The organism is Hahella sp. KA22 (assembly GCF_004135205.1).
In the GTDB taxonomy this organism is placed as follows: Bacteria; Pseudomonadota; Gammaproteobacteria; order Pseudomonadales; family Oleiphilaceae; genus Hahella.
Map to the genome: position 1 here is coordinate 6,192,550 of NZ_CP035490.1, position 18,532 is coordinate 6,211,081.

The following is an 18,532-nucleotide window of genomic DNA, read 5'->3' on the forward strand; positions in this document are numbered from 1 at the left end:
AGAAAAACGGCCAAATCCGCACAACTTTGTTGCATGGATTAAGCGAATGAGGAGCGGAACTGGTGCGTTGGGTTGCGCTAAGTCGCTGACGTATGTACAAAATAAAAGACATGAAGCCGCAAACTTTCATCTTTGGTCCGCTCTGGTGGATATGACTAAGCATCCATGAACTTTGAATTGACGCTCCTGTTGTTCGGCGCTGCTGTGATTGCCTTCGCGCTTATTTCCCGTTGGTCCCAGCAGGGGCCAATGACAGCTCCCTTGTTTTTCACACTGGCAGGATTGCTGCTCAGCGATCGCGGTCTGGGTCTGCTGGCCGCCGATCCTGAGTGGAGTCTGGCGCATTGGTTGGCGGAGGTGACCTTGGTGTGGGTGCTGTTTACCGACGCGTCGCGCATTAATCTGCGTCAGCTCAAGGAAGGGCACAATATTCCACTGCGTCTGCTTGGCCTCGGGTTACCGTTGTGTATTGGCGTTGGCGCTTTAGTCGCCTATCCCATGTTTCCCGAGCTGGGTTGGGCGGGGGCTTTCACCCTGGCGGTGATCCTGGCGCCGACGGATGCGGCGTTGGGACAGGCGGTCATCAATAACGAACGCGTACCGGTGCGCATCCGTCAGGCCTTCAATGTGGAAAGCGGACTCAATGACGGCATGGCGCTGCCTTTGCTGATTATCGGCCTGTCCTGGCTGATTGGCGAAAACCACAGCGCAAGTCACTGGCTGGAACTGGCGTCGATGCAACTGTTGCTGGGGCCGATCTATGGCGTCGCCGTAGGTCTGGCGGCGGGACGCGCACTGGACGTCGGCGTACAGCGACGCTGGGTAAGCCCGACTTATCAGCGCCTGGGGCTGCTGGCTATCGCCATGTCCTCATACGGTCTGGCGGAGCTGTGCGGCGGCAATGGCTTCATCGCCGCTTTCTGCGCCGGCGCCGCGGTAGGCACGCGCACCCACGTTTTCTGCGCGCCGCTGCATCGCTTTGCGGAAACCGAAGGCCAGTTGTTAAGCCTGATCAACTTTCTGCTGTTCGGCGCCATCATGATTCCCCACGCCCTGCCAGACCTTACCTGGACGCACTTTTTCTATGCGCTGCTGAGCCTGACGGTCATTCGCATTATCCCTGTCATTGTCAGCCTGACTGGCACCCAGTTACAGTTCACCAGCAAACTGTTTCTGGGCTGGTTCGGGCCTCGGGGACTGGCCTCCCTGCTTTATGTGTTGCTGGTCATGCAGGAAGATCATGCGCCGGGGAAAGATCAGCTTTTCAGCGTCGCCGTGCTGACCATCCTGCTCAGTGTACTGTTACATGGCGTCACCGCCGCGCCGCTGGCGCAGCGATACAGCCGCTATATTCAGCGCAATAGCGCAGACACCGGCGCCGAGCAGAAAGAAACCTCCAGCTTCCCCACCCGACGCCCCTTTGGACGCGAGGACACCTGAACGCTCCAGCAGAGCGTTTAAGCAGACGACGGCTAGCCCTTCCACTCCGCATCCCGCGCCATGGCGACGAAGGACGCCAAGTAGTCCGTGCCGGCGTCCTCCTCGCGCACGCCCAAAAAGATCTGTTTGGCGATGCCCTGCGGCCCCAGTCGCACCGGACGCACTGGCATCTTCTGCGCATACTCCGCCACCAGCCACTTCGGCAAAGCCGCCACGCCACGCCCCGCCGCCACCATTTGCAGCATGATATCCGTCGTCTCAATCGTCTTGTGTTGCCTGGGATAGCAATTGGCGGGCAGCAGGAACTGGTTGTAGATATCCAGGCGGTCGATATCCACGGGATAAGAAATCAGAGTCTCCTGCAACAGATGAGCAGGTTCGACGAAGGCAGTCTGAGCCAGAGGGTGATTGTCGCCCACCACCAGCACCTGCTCGTAATCAAACACCGGTTGAAAGGATAATCCATCCTTACGCACCGGGTCCGGCGTCACCAGCACATCGATTTCATACCCTATCAGCGCCCCGATACCGCCAAACTGAAACTTCTGTTTGACGTCCACATCCACATCCGGCCAGCGCTGCAGGTAGGGCGCCACCACTTTCAGCAGCCACTGATAACAGGGATGGCACTCCATGCCAATGCGCAGAGCGCCTCGCTGCCCCTGGGAGAACTGACTCATCACCAGTTCGGCGTGTTCGAATTGCGGCAGCAGCCGTTTGGCCAACGCCAACAGGTATTCTCCAGCCTGGGTAAAGCGCAGATTGCGGCCTTCCTTGGTCCAGACCGCCGCGTCCAATTGCTGCTCCAGTTTCTTTACCGCATGGCTAAGGGCGGATTGCGTCAGACAAAGGCTTTCCGCAGCGGCGGTCAGCGAACCTAAACGGTCCACCTCCCGCAGGATGGCGAGATGATTACGTTCCAGCATGTCAGCAACTCATGAATTTATTTAATAGATAGATGAAATCTTAACATTATTTTTCATAATTCTGAGTCTCTATGATGACGTCATCGACATAGGAGGCATGACATGATTACCACTCACAACCTGGGGTTCCCCCGCATTGGCGCAAAACGGGAATTGAAATTCGCTCAGGAAGATTATTGGAAAGGACGCATTCCCCAGGAAGAGCTGCTGAAAGTGGGCGCGGAACTGAGGCAGCGCCATTGGCGTAATCAGTCCCAACTGGACCTGGTTCCGGCAGGCGATTTTTCCTTCTACGATCAAGTTTTGGATATGAGTTTCACCCTAGGCGTCATCCCTGAACGGGTCAGCCGTCTGCAAGGCGATGAACTCGATAACTACTTCCGGGTCGCCCGCGGCCGTTCGGCGCAGGACAGCGACTGCCATTGCGTTCACGCCGGCGAAATGACCAAGTGGTTCGACACCAACTATCACTACATTGTGCCGGAATTCACTGCGGACTCCGCATTCACTCTCAATCCGTCGCGTTTACTGGCGGAAATTGCGGAAGCGAAGCAAACCGGCGCCAATATCAAACCCGTCATCATTGGGCCTGTGACCTATCTGTGGCTGGGCAAAAGCAAAGACAACTCCAATAAGCTCGACCTGCTGGAGCGCCTGTTGCCGGTCTACGCCGCGCTGCTGGACGTGCTGGCGAGCCAGGGCGTGGAGTGGGTGCAGATCGACGAGCCCATTTTGGTCACCGAGCTGGACGCTAACTGGCGATATGCGCTCAACCTCGCCTATCACACGCTCAAGTCCAGTAAAGCCAAACTGCTGTTGGCGACCTATTTCGGACAACTGCAGGACAACCTGCAACTGGCCTGCGAACTGCCTGTAGGCGGATTACATGTGGACGCCATCAATGGCCGCGCGGAAATCGGCAAACTGATCGACTGGCTGCCAAGCCATAAAGTGTTGTCTCTGGGCGTAGTGAACGGACGCAATATCTGGAAGACCGATCTCAATCAAACCCTGGACTGGCTGCAACCAGTTTATGACAAGCTGCAATCGCGTCTGTGGCTAGCGCCGTCCTGCTCACTGCTGCACTCGCCAGTGGATCTGGACAGCGAAGAGAAGATGGATGCTGAGATCAAATCCTGGCTGGCGTTCGCTCTGCAAAAGCTGGATGAAGTGAAGATTCTTGCGACAGCATTAAGCGAAGGCCGCAACACTGTCGCAGAGGCCTTGCAGGAAAATCAGGCCTGCGTGGACAGCCGCAAAGGGTCTTCTCGCGTGCATAATCCCGCCGTGAAAGAGGCCGTGGAAGCGATTACCGCAGACATGGGCGATCGTCGCAGCGATTATCAAACCCGCGCAGCAAGACAGGCGCAAAGGCTGCAACTGCCCGCGTTCCCGACCACCACTATCGGATCGTTCCCACAAACTGCGGACATTCGTAATGCGCGCCGCCGTTACCGTCAGGGCGAGCTGCAGGACAGCGAATATCGCACGCTGATGCAACAGGAAATCGAGCGTTGCGTAAGAGAACAGGAAAGTCTGGGTCTGGACGTGCTGGTGCACGGCGAAGCGGAACGCAACGACATGGTGGAGTATTTCGGCGAACAGCTGGACGGCTATGTGTTCAGTCAGTTCGGCTGGGTGCAATCCTACGGCTCCCGCTGCGTCAAACCGCCTATTATTTTTGGCGATATCAGCCGCCCGCAGGCGATGACCGTGGAATGGATCAAGTACGCGCAATCACTCACCGACCGCCCGATGAAAGGCATGCTGACAGGTCCGGTGACCATTCTGAACTGGTCTTTCGTACGGGACGACCAGCCTCGCGCCCTCACCTGCTATCAACTGGCGCTGGCCATTCGCGCCGAGGTGCAGGATCTGGAACGCGCCGGCGTTCGCGTCATTCAGATCGATGAAGCGGCGTTACGGGAAGGCTTACCGTTAAGACGCGCGCAATGGCGGGAATACCTGCAATGGGCGGTCAGCTCGTTCCGCATCGCCGCCAACGGCGTGGGAGACGAAACTCAGATTCACACCCACATGTGCTACTCCGAGTTTAACGACATTATCGAGGCCATCGCCGGGATGGACGCGGACGTCATCACCATCGAAACCTCTCGCTCCGACATGGAGTTGCTGGACGCCTTCGATAACTTCAAATACCCGAATGAAATCGGCCCGGGCGTGTATGACATCCATTCGCCGAACATTCCAAGCGAAACGCATATCGTCCAATTGATGCGTAAAGCCGCCGAACGTATACCCGCCCACCGCCTGTGGGTGAACCCGGACTGCGGCCTGAAGACCCGCAACTGGGAAGAAGTGCGCCCGGCATTGCAGAACATGGTCAATGCCGCCAGACAGCTACGCGCCGACACCGTCGCCGCAGCCTGATATTCCCACCCACCCCCGCGCGCAAGCGCGTTCAGAGGACCGTAGCCATCGCCGGTCCTCTTCTTTTATCGACGTCAACGCGCATCAGCCACCGCTATCTTCGCCGGAGACCAGATCCACTGAGAGCGCGCCATTGGCTCGGTATGCAGAGGATTGATGCTGCGCGCCGAAAAATACCAAGGTCTCTCCAGCGCCGGTGAACTTCACTTCATCCAGCCCCAGGTCCAACTGCGCCGAGGCGCCAAAGAACAAACGCACGCATTGCACATGGCGCAAGTCCACGCCCTGAGCGGCGAAATCAGCAAGTGGAATATCCACCGTACTCCAAACCGGGCCGACGCGAAGGTAGTCGTTCAACGACACACCCAGGTCTTTTCTCACCTGTGTATCCCACAACTGCACGTACCATTGCGACGGCGCAACGCCGTTCAACGTCTTGAAGGACAGCGACAGCTTATCCAGCCCCATGGCGGGCAAGTCGAATTCTCCGCTCCACAGGGCGCTCTCAAACAGGCGAAATTGATCCCATTGCACATAGTCTCCATGCAGGCGCAGATACAGCCCATCTCCCTCTCCCGGCTGCGGGTCTGGATCGGGAGGCGCGCCCGCGTCCTTGGCGAAACTCAGCAACCAGTGAAACAGAACATGACGGCCAAATTCGTTGTAATGATAGTAATAACCGTCGCCGCCATAGGCGCCGGCGGCGTCGACATTGGGATCATTGTGGTCGTAGGCCAATTCCAGATAGTAATTTTTGCTGTCCACAACCTGGCCATCGCTGTTTTTGAACGTGTGATTCAGCTTCAGGCCATAAGCGCCATCCCAGGAGTTATGCCCAACGCCCGCGAAACTGGTCAGTTTGGCGGGATACATCGGTGGGTAATCCGGATCGCCGCAGCCGTTCAGCTTTTTATCCACGGCGTTTTTACCGGAGTTATGTCCGATAACAGCGTCTTCATCGCCATGAAACGCCCAGACGGCGATGTGATGAATGGCTTCGCAGTCAAACTCCTGTGGATACCAGGCGGCGACAGGGGCGGCTGCGGCGATGGTGTCCGGCCGGTCCCGCAGCACGTTGTAGGTTCCATTGCCGCCCTGGCTATAACCAGTGACGTAGACGCGATTCCGGTCCACGTTGTAATTGGCTACCACGTGGTTATAGATCTGTTCATAACGGCTTTTGTGCATGCCGCAAATTCCCGATCCGCCGGCTGGTAACTGCGGCGCCAGCACAATCAACGGAGACGATGCTTCCCAGAGTCCGTCCCGTATCATTCTGGGAACGCCTGCGCCCGAAACCTTGTTGAGGATTTGCATGTTCAGAGAGTAAGTTCCATCACCGTTACTCACGGTGGCGTCACCGCACTCGCCCAGTCCATGCAAGGAAATCAAGAGAGGATAACCCTCCTCACGCTGGGGATCATAATCAGTGGGAAGGTGAACAAAACCATTCAGGGTTTGCGGGGTTTCCATTTTGCCGTTGATGGGCGTCAGCGCCGCGTAGACGGCGGACGTCAGGAACAGCGTCGCCGCGAGAAGGAGAGATATTAAAGTTTTCATGGCGATTCCTTTGCGCTTGCAACAGTATTAACCAGGCAGACAAATAGCTCCATGATGACTATAGCTAACGCAGGGGCGGGAAACGGTCTCTGCATCACGAAACCGGGTAACGCCAGACATCATTCCGTTAAGAAATGTAATCCCGCCCGAAGCGCCTATAATTACTAAGACAGCTTTAACGTCGCAGGTGCATCCCATGTCCTCGCCCGTCATCACCGGCCGCCCATGCCTCACTGTTCTCGCCGCGTTATACAGTCTGATTCTGATCGCCGCTCCGGTCGCCTCGGAAACCCTGACCGTGGCCACCGGAGACTGGCCTCCCTATGTGTCGCCGCAGCTAAAACACTATGGCGTCACTGCGCGCATCGTCAAAGAAGCCTTTGAGGCGGCGGGAGATAAAGTCGTGTTCCAGTTCTTTCCCTGGAAACGCACGCTGCTGATGTCGGAGGAAGGGCTGGCGGACGCCTCATTTCCCTGGAGCCACAAACCGGAGCGGGAAGCCCATCATTACTACAGCGATTCCATCGGCAGATATGGATATGTGTTTTTCCACCTCAAAACCACGACGTTTGAATGGCGTGAACTCAGCGATCTGCGCAACCTGAGAGTCGGCGGCACCAACAGCTACAACTACGGCGAAGACTTTGTGAATGCATCAAAGGACGGACTGTATGAGATTGAGTGGGTGCACTCTGACGAGCTGAACTGGCGCAAACTGCTGGCGGGACGCCTCGACATTTTTCCCTCGGACGTCGAAGCAGGCTACGCCGAGCTACGCGATCTGTTCCCGGCGGAACAAGCCAACCGCGTGACGCACCACCCCCACCCACTAAAACCGCTGACCACCATGCATCTCCTGTTCTCCATGGAAAAACCGGAAAGTCTCGACCGCCTCAGACGCTTCAACGCCGGCCTGCAGCAACTGCACGCAAAGGGCAAAATTGAGCAATACCTGCGCGAGTCCCGGGAAGGACAATACCGTTTAGTCAGCGAGGAAGTGCGGGAAGAAGGGTTGTGAGGGCGCTGCGCCCCAAAACGAATACCGCCAGACACCGACGAATGGCTAAGTCCCTGTGGGCTCGCTCTGATTATAATACCTCCTAGCCTACATCCAACTACGCCAAGGAAAAGCTATGAGTGACGCGTCTTTAGCTGCGCAATTGCAACGTATTTTTGATGATGAGATTCCCCTTACCCGTGCGATGGCGTTACGCGTCGATCAGTATGACGGACAGGCGCTGGCGCTGTCGGCGCCTTTGGAAAACAACATCAACGACAAAGCGACGGCGTTCGGCGGCAGTCTGTATTCCATGTGCGTATTGTCCGGCTGGGGTCTGCTGACGCTGACCTTGAAGTCTCATGACCTCAAGGGCGACATCGTGATTCAGGACAGCCAGATCCAGTTTCTCAAGCCGCTGCGCTCAGCGCGTCTGGCGGTGCGCTGCGCCTTTGCGGAGCCGCAGCAGGTGGATGAATTCGTCAGCGTTTATCAGCAACGGGGCAAAGCCCGTCGGGAGCTGGTGGCGGAGATTCTCGCGGACGGCGAAACAGCCGTGCGCTTCACCGGACGTTATGTGGCGCTGAAGGCGGATTGAGGCGGCGCGGCGCCATGTCCAGACGCCCAACGATCACCGATCTCGCCCTGGCAGCGGGGGTCAGTCCGGCCACCGTGGACCGGGTGCTGAATAACCGCTCCAAAGTACGTGAAGCGACGGCGCAACGAGTGCTGTTGGCGGCGGAGGATATTGGCTATCACGCCTCCGGATTACTGAAAAAACGCTTTCAGGAATCCAAGCCTCGCAAGACCATCGCCCTGCTGTTGCAACGCAGCGCCGAAGCCTTTTATCAGGCGTTGGGCGCCGCGCTGGTCAACGCCGCCGCGCGACAGCGCGATTATCAGATCCAGACGAATTTGATTTTCATGGACGAAGTCGCCCCCGCCTATATCGCGGAGCGCCTGCGGCAGGTAGCGGAAGAGTCGGACGCGGTGGCGCTGGTGGCGTTAGACCATCACTCGATCAACCAGGTTATCGAGCAACTGGCCGCCCAGGGCAAACCCGTCATCACCCTGCTGTCGCAACTCTCCTCTCAGGCCTGCGCCGGGCATCTCGGTCTGGATAGTCGCAAAGCCGGACGCAGCGCCGCCTGGGCGATTTCCCGACTGGCGAAAAAAGAGGGCGACATTGGGATACTGCTGGGCAGTCATCGCTATCTGAATCAGGAAATATCCGAGATCAGCTTTATCAGTTACTTTCGCGAGCTGGGCCGCAGCTTCCGTCTGCTTGATCCGATTCTCAATCTCGACGACGACCGCCTCGCCGCCGAGGCCACCGCTAATTTGCTGGCGTCGCATCCTGATCTGGTGGCGCTGTACAGCGCCGGCGGCGGTATGGCGGGGATGATCTCCGCACTGCGCAGCGAAGCCCCTGACCGCGATTTAGTGGTTATCTGCAACGAGCTGACGCCCAGCACCCGGGAGGCCCTGAACGAGGGGCTGGTGGACATGGTGATCGCCACGCCGGTGGAACGTCTGGCGGCTGAAACCCTGGCCTTGTTCGCGCGCGCCTTCAACGCCAAAGGCGAACAGTGCTTTGCGCCGGTATTGCTGGCGCCGGAACTTCATATTCGGGAAAACATTTAGCGCAGGCAGGGCCCATAGCGTCTTCAGAATCAAAAGAAAAAGCCCGCACGCTTTCCGCGTCGGGCTTTTTCATGCAGGTGTAGTAGTTGTTGCGACAGGTCAGCTGGTCTTCTTGCGCTTGTTCTGCCGATGCTGGTCCACCACCACCGCGCACACGATAATCGCGCCTTTGATAATGTCCTGATAATAGGCGTCCACTCTCAGGAAAGTGAAGCCAGACAACATGACGCCCAGTATCAACGCGCCGATAACCGTTCCGGTGATGCGTCCGCGTCCGCCGGACAGCGACACGCCGCCGATTACCGCCGCCGCGATAGCGTCCAATTCGTACATCAGACCCATGCCCGCCTGCGCAGTTTTGATGCGGGCGATCGCCACCATCGCCGCCAGTCCCGCCAGCAGTCCCGCAATCATGTAGACCTTGATCAGGTGGGCGTCGATATTGATGCCGGATACCCGCGCCGCCTGGGGATTCGCGCCAATGGCATAGGTGAACTTGCCAAAGCGGGTGTAGCGCATGACGACATGGAAAAACGCCGCGACGAGAAGAAACACCACTACCGGCGCCCAGCGTCCCAGACCACTGCCAAGCATCGTGAAGCTCTCAGTGAAACCGGACACAGGGCTGCCGTCCGTAAACCAGCGGGCGATGCCGCGAGCGGAGACCATCATGCCCAGGGTGGCGATGAAAGGAGGAATCTTGGTTTTTGTGATTAACCAGCCATTGATGAAGCCAGCCAGGGCGCCGAGGGCCAATCCCACCACCAGCGGCACGACAAAGGGCATGTCCACCAGCGCCGGGTAAATGATCTTGGGCCAGTTGCTGTCCTGGGCGAACGTCGCAGCGATCATGGCGGTCATCGCCACGACCGAACCAGAGGACAGATCAATGCCGCCGGTGATAATGACCTGGGTGACGCCGACGGCGATAATGCCGATCACCGACACCTGAAGAATAATAATCTGCAGACGGCTCATATTGGCCAGGAAGCTCTGCCCGACGATGAACCAGCCCAGCACTTCAAACAATGCCGCAATGCCGAACAGCACCATCAGGATGCTAAGCTCGGGCGGCATGCGCTTCTTCGACGTGGGCGTCAGGCGTCCGTTATCCGTCGTCATGGGACCACTCGTTGTTGTCGTTGCCATTTCAACCTCTCTCAATATTAGTCACCAGCGGTTTACTGCGCCGCCAGATCCATAATCTTCACTTGATCCGCTTCCGCCCGGTCCAGAATGCCGGTGACGCGCCCTTCATGCATAACCACGACCCGATCGCTCATACCGAGTATTTCCGGCAGCTCGGAAGAGATCATCACCACCGCTACGCCTTTGTGGGCCAGCTGAGTGATCAGGCTGTGTATCTCGGCTTTGGCGCCGACGTCGATGCCCCGCGTAGGCTCATCCAGAATCAGGATTTTCGGATGGGTCAACAGCCAGCGGCCGATCAGTACTTTCTGCTGATTGCCCCCTGACAGGTTCTCGATCACTTCATCCATACCCGGCGTTTTCACCCGCAACTTATTGCAGATTTCCACCGCTTCTTTCGCCAGTTCCGCTTCCGCCACGAATCCCTTGTTAACGAATTTCTGATGCAGCACCGCCGACTGAATGTTTTCCTGAATGGTCAAAGGCAGAAAACAGCCCGTCTCCTTACGGTCTTCCGTGAGAAACGCCATGCCATATCGAATCGCTTCATTAGGCGACTTGATCTGCACAAACTCCCCATTGATCTGAATTGCGCCGGCGTCCGCCGGGGCCACGCCGAACAAGGCCTCCGCCACATTGGAGCGGCCGGAGCCAACCAGTCCCGCAAAGCCGACGATCTCGCCCGCCCGCACATCAAAGGACACGTTGCGGAATACGCCTTCCCGGCTCAGGTTCTTCACGGACAGCACCACATCGCCCAACGCCACCTCTTCTTTCGGGAACATCTGCGATACCTCCCTTCCCACCATCATGCGAATGATGTCGTCGCGAGTGACGTTGGAGGACAGATGCGTGCCGATGTACTGGCCGTCGCGAAACACCGAAAACTCATCGGCGATTTCGAACAGCTCATTCATTTTGTGGGTGATGTAGACGATGCCGATGCCCTTGGCGCGCAGGTCGCGAATAATCTCAAAAAGGTGAGCGACTTCGGTTTCTGTAATCGCCGACGTAGGCTCGTCCATGATCAGCACGTCGGAATTGAAGGACACCGCTTTGGCGATCTCCGCCATTTGCCGGTTGGCGACCGACAGTTCGCTGATTTCCGCATCCGGATCAAGGCTGATATTGAGACGGTCGAACAGGTCCTGAGTCCGCCGCCGCATCTCGTCATGATCAATCAGCCCGAATCGCCCCTTGGGTTCGCGGCGAATCCAGATGTTTTCCGCCACAGTCATGGGATTCATCAGCAACAACTCCTGATGAATCATGGCGATGCCGGCTTCCTGTGCGTCCAGCGGCTTCTCCAGCCGCACCGGTTCGCCCCGCAGCAATACTTGTCCTTTGTCGGGCTGATAAATGCCGGCGATGATTTTCATCAACGTCGACTTGCCCGCGCCGTTCTCCCCCATCAACGCATGCACCGTCCCGGGGCGAATCCTGAGGGAGACGTTGTCCAGAGCCACCACACCTGGAAACTCTTTACGGACATTGGCCACTTCGAGCACGTATTCATAATTGCGATTTTGGGGAATTGCGCTGTTCACAGACACCGCCTCCACTACTGATGCGCTACTCATAACGCAATCCCTCCGCATTGCCTAAGGTGGAAAATCGACTTACTTGCTCAGGTACTTATCCAGGTTGGCCGGCGTTACCAGCTCAAAGGGCACCCAAACTTTCTGATCAACATTTTCACCTTTGGCGAGACGAACGGCGGTGTCTACCGCACCCGCGCCCTGACCTTTGGCGCTCTGGAATACGGTCACATCCAGATCGCCGGACTTCATCGCAGCCAGCGCATCAGGGGTGGCGTCGATGCCTGCGACGACAACGGAATCCATCTTGCGGCCCGCCGCTTTCAGGGCCTGCAGGGCGCCGATGGCCATTTCGTCGTTGTTGGAGATAACCGCGTCAAACTCCAGGCCTGCGGACAGCCAGTTGGTCATCAGATCGTTGCCTTTCAAACGCGACCATTCCGCGGTCTGCTCCGCAACGATTTTCATACCGGAGCATTCTTTGCGCTTGATGACGTCATGCACGTCTTTGGTACGCTGAATAGCGGCCTGATTGGAGAGTTCCCCCATCATGACCACCACGTTGCCTTTGCCTCCCAGCAGACGACACACTTCTTCCGCCTGCAGGGTGCCGGATACTTCTTCGTTGGAGGCGACAAACGCCTGGTTGTCCGGGAGCTGGTTAACGTTGATAGGTTGACGGTTGACATAAATGAGGGGAATCCCGGCGGCTTCCGCATCGCTGCTCATGGACACGGTGGCGTCGGTATCGACAGGGTTGACGATGATCGCGTCCACGCCTGACGCAATAAAGTTCTGAATCTGATTGAGCTGCGTTCCGACTTCGTTCTTACCGTCCTCAATCTGTACATCTACGCTTTTATCCTTAGCGGCGGTTTCAATGCCGTTACGCAAAGCGGTCAGGAAGTTATCATCGAATACGGCCATGGATACGCCAATTTTAAGATCAGCGGCCGCAACGGAGCCGGCAAACATGGCTGACGCCAAGACACTCAAGGCTAACTTTTTCATCTTATAATTATCCTCTTTGATTTCGAGTACCCGTTGCACTCACTTTTTTATTGTTGGTTCCGGTTTGAATCACATCGGCGCAACGCGTATTGTGGTCAATTTCTGTGCGTCCGCATAGGCCGCAGATCCAACCGCCGCCGTTTCGCCTCAGTGCAGTTCCGACTCCTTGATATCGAGATTTTTATTCCAGATATTTATACGATGGAACATATATTCCAATTTGCACCTGCCGCCCCAATTTGTCAACCCTTTTTCCGCACCCCTAAACGTTTTCCCTCAGCCCCCGCCGTATAAAGGCCGCGGCGACGGCTCGCTATAAACGGAATATTTATTTCATTACAATTTTATCTGCAGCGGAAAGGGCAAAATAACGCCACTGCCTGAAGGCGATCCCATCTCCGCCGCCTTCGATTTGATGCGATTGCCTCACCAGCGCAACCGGCCGCAACAAGAAATGACGCTTTTTGAGGTGATTTGATGGCTCGGTGATGGGATTGATTGACGCAAAACGGAAAGTCGATTTAGTTTTTTCACACGTATCTTGAGCCCCGCTCAGCAAATGCGCGATGCGACATTTCCGCTGACGACAGGGGATAGATACGACAATCGTGACGTCCCTGGCGCACACAGATAACAACAACAAGGTAGACCGACTATGTCCCATCCCTCTCCCGATTTGCTGCGTTTCGCGCTGAATCACATGGTATGCCCGTCCCTGACGCCGCTTGCGTTGCTGGACGCCGCCGCGTCCCTATGTGTCGACGCCGTTGAGCTGCGCAACGATATCGGCGACAACAGCCTCACCCATCTTGAACAGGCTAAAGCCGTTAGCGCCAAGGCCGCGGCAATGGGCATCGAGGTCCTTAGCGTCAACGCCCTCTACCCTTTCAATATCTGGAATGACGAACGCGTTGCACAGGCGAAGGAGCTGGCGCACCTGGCCGCCGCCTGCGGGGCTAAAGCGCTGGTATTGTGCCCCTTAAATGATGGAACCCAGGTGGACCCCAGCGCCAGCAAAGACAAAGAACTTCGCCAGGCTCTGCAAGCGTTAAAGGAAATCCTGGAGCCGCATGGGCTTCAGGGCTACGTCGAGCCGCTCGGCTTCCCCGTTTCCTCTCTGCGTTTTAAGCAGGAAGCATTGGCGGCCATTGACGCCATAGATGGGGTGGATTGCTTTCAGTTGCTCCATGACACTTTCCATCATCGCAGCGCGGGCGAGCAGCGCCTGTATCCCCAGCGTACTGGACTGATGCATATATCCGGCGTTGAAGACCCGTCTCTCAACTTCACCGACATGCTGGACGGCGACCGCGTATTGGTTGGCCCTAAAGACAGACTGGGCAATATTGAGCAACTACAACAAATGCTGGTCGCCGGCTATCGCGGCCCCATCTCCTTCGAACCCTTTTCCGAAACGGTGTGGAGTCTTGCAGATCCGCTCAACGCCGTGAAAGAGAGCATGGCGCATATCCGGCAGGCGCTCCGCCAATAAGCATCCAGCGTCGATGCTACAACCAGGCTCCCATTGGAATATTTATTCCACAGTTCGTTGAAAATCCTTCCTATTCCACCCGTAGTAGTATGAAAAGTCCCTCTTCACGATGTCGCCCAAGATCGCCTTACTTAAGTTTTGCCCCGCCTGCGTCAGGGCTTACGGCCCATTCTCCTCGTAAAAAAGAAAGTATTTTCCATCTATTGTCATTATGGAATTTTTATTCTATTCTTTTGAAAAAATGAAATGTCGGCGATGTCTGCGTCAGTACGGAGACAGGCCGGGGGAATTCGATGTATGGTTATGGGAGCCGCAGTTCCCGGCCACGGGAGATAAACAATAATATGAGTACAGACAAAACTCTGGACCTGATCTGCCTCGGCAGAGCCGCCGTCGACATTTACGGCGAACAAATCGGCAGCCGCCTGGAAGACATGAGCAGCTTCGCCAAATACCTTGGCGGCTCCTCCGGCAACATCGCATATGGAACCGCCCGCCTGGGCCTGAAATCCGCCATGCTGACCCGGGTCGGCGATGAGCACATGGGACGTTTCGTTCGCGAAGAACTGGCCCGCGCCGGCGTCGATGTCAGCCATGTGGTCACCGACAAAGAACGTCTGACCGGCTTAGTGCTTCTCGGCATCAAGGACAAAGACACATTCCCGCTGATTTTCTATCGCAACGACTGCGCCGACATGGCGGTGGACAGCGGTGACTTCACCCCCGAATTTATCAGTTCCTCCAAAGCCTTATTGATCACCGGAACTCATTTCTCCACCGATCAGACTTACCGCGCCAGCATGACCGCGCTGGAATATGCGAAAGCCGCCGGCGCCAGACGGATTCTCGATATCGATTACCGCCCCGTATTATGGGGACTGACCAGCCTTGGCGACGGCGAAACCCGCTTTATTTCCAGCGAAGGCGTCACCCGGCATTTGCAAAGCATCCTGCCCCACTTCGACTTGATTGTGGGCACTGAGGAAGAAGTGCATATCGCCGGCGGCAGCACGGACACGATTACCGCCCTGCAGGCGATTCGCGCGCTGACCGGCGCCACTATTGTTCTGAAACTGGGCGCTCAGGGCTGCACCGTGCTTGACGGCGAAATTCCCGCCAGCGCCGAGGCCTTCGAGGTGTATTCTGGCGTGCGTGTAGACGTGCTGAATGTACTTGGCGCCGGCGACGCCTTCATGAGCGGTTTTCTGCGCGGCTGGCTGCGCGGCGAATCCTATGAGCGTTGCTGCGCTTACGCCAACGCCTGCGGCGCCCTGGTGGTGTCCCGGCATGGCTGCGCACCGGCCATTCCCAGCGCGGAAGAGCTGGATGACTATATGGCGCGGGCGCAGTCCATTCCGCGCCCAGATCTGGACGAGCGACTCAATTACCTGCATCGGGTCACCACCCAGCGCAATAGCGCCCAGTGGAGCGACCTGTGCATTCTGGCTTTCGATCATCGCAAGCAACTGTTCGACATGGCGCGGGAAGAAGGCGCAGACCTGTCCCGCATCAAGCAGCTAAAACGCTTGTTGGTAAAAGCGACTGAGTTGGGCGCCAAAGGCATCGGCGACAGTCAGGTCGGCGTCCTGGTTGACGACACCTATGGGCAGGACGCGCTCAATGACGTCAGCGGGCGCGGGTGGTGGATTGGTCGCCCGGTGGAGTTTCCCAGCTCCCGCCCACTGGAGCTGGAAGGCGGCCGCAGCGTCAGCGCGCGTCTGAAAACCTGGCCCAAAGAACATATCGTCAAATGTCTGGTGTTCTATCACCCGGAAGATTGCATCGACCTGCGCATGGCGCAGGAGCGTCAGGTGCGCGAGCTGTATAAAGCCTGCTGCGACTCCGGCCATGAGATGTTGCTGGAGCTGATTCCGCCCCGCGACCAGAACGTCACCGACAATGTTTACATCGACGCCATGGCGCGCTTCTACAACCTGGGCGTCAAGCCGGACTGGTGGAAACTGCCGCCGCAATCGCCCGCCAACTGGCGCCGCATCAGCGACCTGATCGCACAACGCTCGCCCCATTGCCGCGGCGTGGTGATGCTGGGGCTGGACGCGCCGGCGGAAGAACTGAAAAAAGGCTTCATGGACAGCGCCGGTTTCGATATCTGTAAAGGCTTCGCCGTAGGTCGCACGATTTTCAGCGCGCCCAGTCGCAAGTGGCTGCGCGGCGAGTTCAATGACCAGGAGCTGATCGACGCGGTCGCCGCCAATTATCTGGAGCTGGTCGCCTGCTGGAAGCAACGCAACAGTCTGCAGCCCTAAACGACTTACTTATTAACCAGGCAGACAAATAGCTTCCTTCTATTTGTCTGCAACGACAGGTCCTGCACAGGTCAGACCCTGTCTCCCGCGGCCAGCCGCCGCGCAGGCGCATCCATGCGTCTGATTATCAACATGCCAATATCATGGCCATGTTAATAACAGCCGGTCATCCCTGCATGAAACAGGTGGGGATGGCGAACGGACCAAGGTCCGGATCAGCAAAGACGAGAGGCTAAGCCGAATGAAAACAATAAGACTGACCATGGCGCAGGCGGTGATCAAATATATGATCGCGCAAAAGGTCGACGTGGATGGCGAAATCAAACCTTTATTCGCAGGGATGTGGGCGATCTTCGGCCATGGCAACGTCGCCGGTCTGGGGGAAGCGCTGCATCATGTGCGCGACGCGCTTCCCACCTATCGCGCCCACAATGAACAGGGTATGGCCCATGCCGCAATCGCCTACGCCAAAACCCAGAACCGCCGCCAGATGATGGCCTGCACCGCCTCCGCCGGTCCCGGTTCAGTGAATATGGTGACCGCCGCCGCCGTGGCGCACGTCAATCGCATTCCCGTGCTGTTTCTGCCCGGCGACACCTTCGCCACCCGAATTCCCGACCCGGTGCTGCAACAGGTGGAGAATTTTCACGACTACACGCTGACCTCCAATGATTGCTTCAAACCGGTGAGCCGTTTCTTCGATCGCATCACTCGTCCCGAACAATTACTGGCGTCACTGCCGCAAGCGTTGCGCGTCTTAACGGACCCCGTCGAGTGCGGTCCGGTGACGTTGGCGCTGCCGCAGGATGTGCAGACCATGGCGTTCGATTACCCGGAAAATTTCTTTGCGGAGAAAGTCCATCGCCTGCGTCGTCAGGCGCCGGACGCCACAGAGCTGGCTAACGCCATCGCCATGATCAAAGCCTCGAAGAAGCCGTTGCTGGTCGCCGGCGGTGGCGTGCATTACTCCGGCGCGCTGGCGGAGCTGGACAGCCTGGCCTCTACTTATGCATTGCCTGTTGGAGAAACCCAGGCCGGCAAAGGCGCCCTGCCCTGGGATCATCGTCAAAACATCGGTTCGCTGGGCGTCACCGGCGCTGCGTCCACCAATGCGCTCGCTGCGGAGGCGGACCTGATCATCGCCGTCGGCACGCGCCTGGGCGATTTCGCCTCCGGTTCCCGCGCGATCATTGATCCCGACGCCAGATTGCTAAGCATCAACGTCGCCTCTTTCGACGCCGTCAAACACAAGGGACAGCCCTTGGTGGGCGACGCCAGACTGACGTTGGCGCAATTGCAGGACGCATTGGGCGACTGGCGCCCTGACGGCGAATGGATTGAAAAGGCCGAGCGCTTGCGCGCACAGTGGCGCCAGTCCGTAGACAACGCCACCGCCGACCATCAGGCGGACCTGCCTACGGATGCAGAAGTGGTCGGCGCGGTCAATCGCGCTGCAGGGGAAAAAGACATTGTGGTTTGCGCCGCCGGCGGCCTGCCCGGCGATCTACAGAAGCTCTGGCGCACCCGCTATGACAGAGGCTATCACCTGGAGTATGGCTATTCCTGCATGGGCTACGAGCTGGCCGGCGGCGTCGGCGTCAAGATGGCGAAGCCGGATTCCGATGTGTTCATCATGGTCGGCGACGGATCTTACCTGATGCTCAACTCCGAAATCGCCACCTCGGTCATGCTGGGCCAGAAAATCATTATCGTAGTGCTGGATAACCGTGGCTTCGGCTGCATTCATCGGCTGCAACAGGCCTGCGGCGGCCCCGGTTTCAACAATTTGCTGGACGACTGCCTCACCGCTGATGGCGGCGCGCCCAAAATCGACTTCGCCGCACACGGCGCCGCGTTGGGCGCGAAATCGGAAAGCGTCCGCAACATCAAGGAGCTGGAGGCCGCCCTGGAGCGCGCCAAGGCATCCGACATCAGTTATCTGATCGCCATCGACACTGATCCCCTGAAAGTCACTGAAGACGGCGGGGCCTGGTGGGACGTGGCGGTCGCGGAAGTGTCCGAACGTCCGCAGGTCGAAGAGGCCCGCCGCCGTTACGAGAGCTTCAAAGCTCGTCAGTTCAAAAATCTGTAATCACTTTTGGCGGAATATCTGGAGA

The 18,532-nt window shown here is 57.6% G+C and carries 13 protein-coding genes; 8 read left to right on the top strand and 5 right to left on the bottom strand.

The window, feature by feature from the left end:
• Window positions 1-165 precede the first annotated feature (165 nt).
• A complete protein-coding gene (locus EUZ85_RS27390; protein ID WP_127973309.1) occupies window positions 166-1,440 on the top strand; it encodes a sodium:proton antiporter in 1,275 nt (424 codons plus the stop codon).
• A 32-nt stretch (window positions 1,441-1,472) separates the two neighbouring features.
• On the opposite strand, the gene EUZ85_RS27395 is transcribed toward EUZ85_RS27390, so the two are convergent.
• Complete coding sequence (locus EUZ85_RS27395; RefSeq protein WP_127973310.1) at window positions 1,473-2,366, bottom strand: LysR family transcriptional regulator; 894 nt, start codon at window positions 2,364-2,366, stop codon at window positions 1,473-1,475.
• A gap of 102 nt (window positions 2,367-2,468) precedes the next feature.
• On the opposite strand from EUZ85_RS27395, the gene metE reads away from it, so the two are divergent.
• On the top strand, window positions 2,469-4,757 hold the full coding sequence (metE, locus tag EUZ85_RS27400; protein WP_127973311.1) for a 5-methyltetrahydropteroyltriglutamate--homocysteine S-methyltransferase: 2,289 nt from the start codon (window positions 2,469-2,471) through the stop codon (window positions 4,755-4,757).
• 84 nt (window positions 4,758-4,841) lie between these two features.
• On the opposite strand, the gene EUZ85_RS27405 is transcribed toward metE, so the two are convergent.
• Window positions 4,842-6,317, bottom strand: coding sequence for a hypothetical protein (locus EUZ85_RS27405; protein ID WP_127973312.1), 1,476 nt, complete (start codon window positions 6,315-6,317; stop codon window positions 4,842-4,844).
• A 196-nt stretch (window positions 6,318-6,513) separates the two neighbouring features.
• Here EUZ85_RS27405 and EUZ85_RS27410 point away from each other — a divergent pair, with 196 nt between their 5' ends.
• The 3 genes from EUZ85_RS27410 to EUZ85_RS27420 all read left to right on the top strand — a co-directional run bounded on the left by EUZ85_RS27410 (window position 6,514) and on the right by EUZ85_RS27420 (window position 8,958).
• Window positions 6,514-7,335: an ABC transporter substrate-binding protein gene (locus tag EUZ85_RS27410; RefSeq protein WP_127973313.1), complete on the top strand. Its 822-nt coding sequence runs from the start codon at window positions 6,514-6,516 to the stop codon at window positions 7,333-7,335.
• 115 nt (window positions 7,336-7,450) lie between these two features.
• Window positions 7,451-7,912, top strand: coding sequence for a thioesterase domain-containing protein (locus EUZ85_RS27415; protein ID WP_127973314.1), 462 nt, complete (start codon window positions 7,451-7,453; stop codon window positions 7,910-7,912).
• A 14-nt stretch (window positions 7,913-7,926) separates the two neighbouring features.
• Window positions 7,927-8,958 carry a LacI family DNA-binding transcriptional regulator gene (locus EUZ85_RS27420; protein ID WP_127973315.1) on the top strand — a complete coding sequence of 344 codons (1,032 nt, stop codon included), beginning with the start codon at window positions 7,927-7,929 and terminating at the stop codon, window positions 8,956-8,958.
• Between the two features lie 99 nt (window positions 8,959-9,057).
• Here EUZ85_RS27420 and EUZ85_RS27425 read toward each other — a convergent pair whose 3' ends face one another.
• Genes EUZ85_RS27425 through EUZ85_RS27435 form a run of 3 tightly spaced genes read right to left on the bottom strand, consistent with a single transcriptional unit; the run spans window position 9,058 to window position 12,656 of the window.
• Window positions 9,058-10,080, bottom strand: coding sequence for an ABC transporter permease (locus EUZ85_RS27425; protein ID WP_127973316.1), 1,023 nt, complete (start codon window positions 10,078-10,080; stop codon window positions 9,058-9,060).
• Between the two features lie 59 nt (window positions 10,081-10,139).
• On the bottom strand, window positions 10,140-11,687 hold the full coding sequence (locus EUZ85_RS27430; RefSeq protein WP_127973317.1) for a sugar ABC transporter ATP-binding protein: 1,548 nt from the start codon (window positions 11,685-11,687) through the stop codon (window positions 10,140-10,142).
• A 39-nt stretch (window positions 11,688-11,726) separates the two neighbouring features.
• Entirely contained in the window at window positions 11,727-12,656 is a 930-nt protein-coding gene (locus EUZ85_RS27435; RefSeq protein WP_127973318.1) for a sugar ABC transporter substrate-binding protein, read from the bottom strand.
• A 655-nt stretch (window positions 12,657-13,311) separates the two neighbouring features.
• Here EUZ85_RS27435 and EUZ85_RS27440 point away from each other — a divergent pair.
• From EUZ85_RS27440 to iolD, 3 genes are all read left to right on the top strand, one after another.
• The gene (locus EUZ85_RS27440; RefSeq protein ID WP_127973319.1) at window positions 13,312-14,148 is read left to right on the top strand and encodes a TIM barrel protein; all 837 of its coding nucleotides are present in this window, start codon (window positions 13,312-13,314) and stop codon (window positions 14,146-14,148) included.
• A gap of 344 nt (window positions 14,149-14,492) precedes the next feature.
• Entirely contained in the window at window positions 14,493-16,415 is a 1,923-nt protein-coding gene (gene iolC, locus EUZ85_RS27445; RefSeq protein ID WP_127973320.1) for a 5-dehydro-2-deoxygluconokinase, read from the top strand.
• Between the two features lie 241 nt (window positions 16,416-16,656).
• A complete protein-coding gene (gene iolD, locus EUZ85_RS27450; protein ID WP_127973321.1) occupies window positions 16,657-18,507 on the top strand; it encodes a 3D-(3,5/4)-trihydroxycyclohexane-1,2-dione acylhydrolase (decyclizing) in 1,851 nt (616 codons plus the stop codon).
• Window positions 18,508-18,532 lie beyond the last annotated feature (25 nt).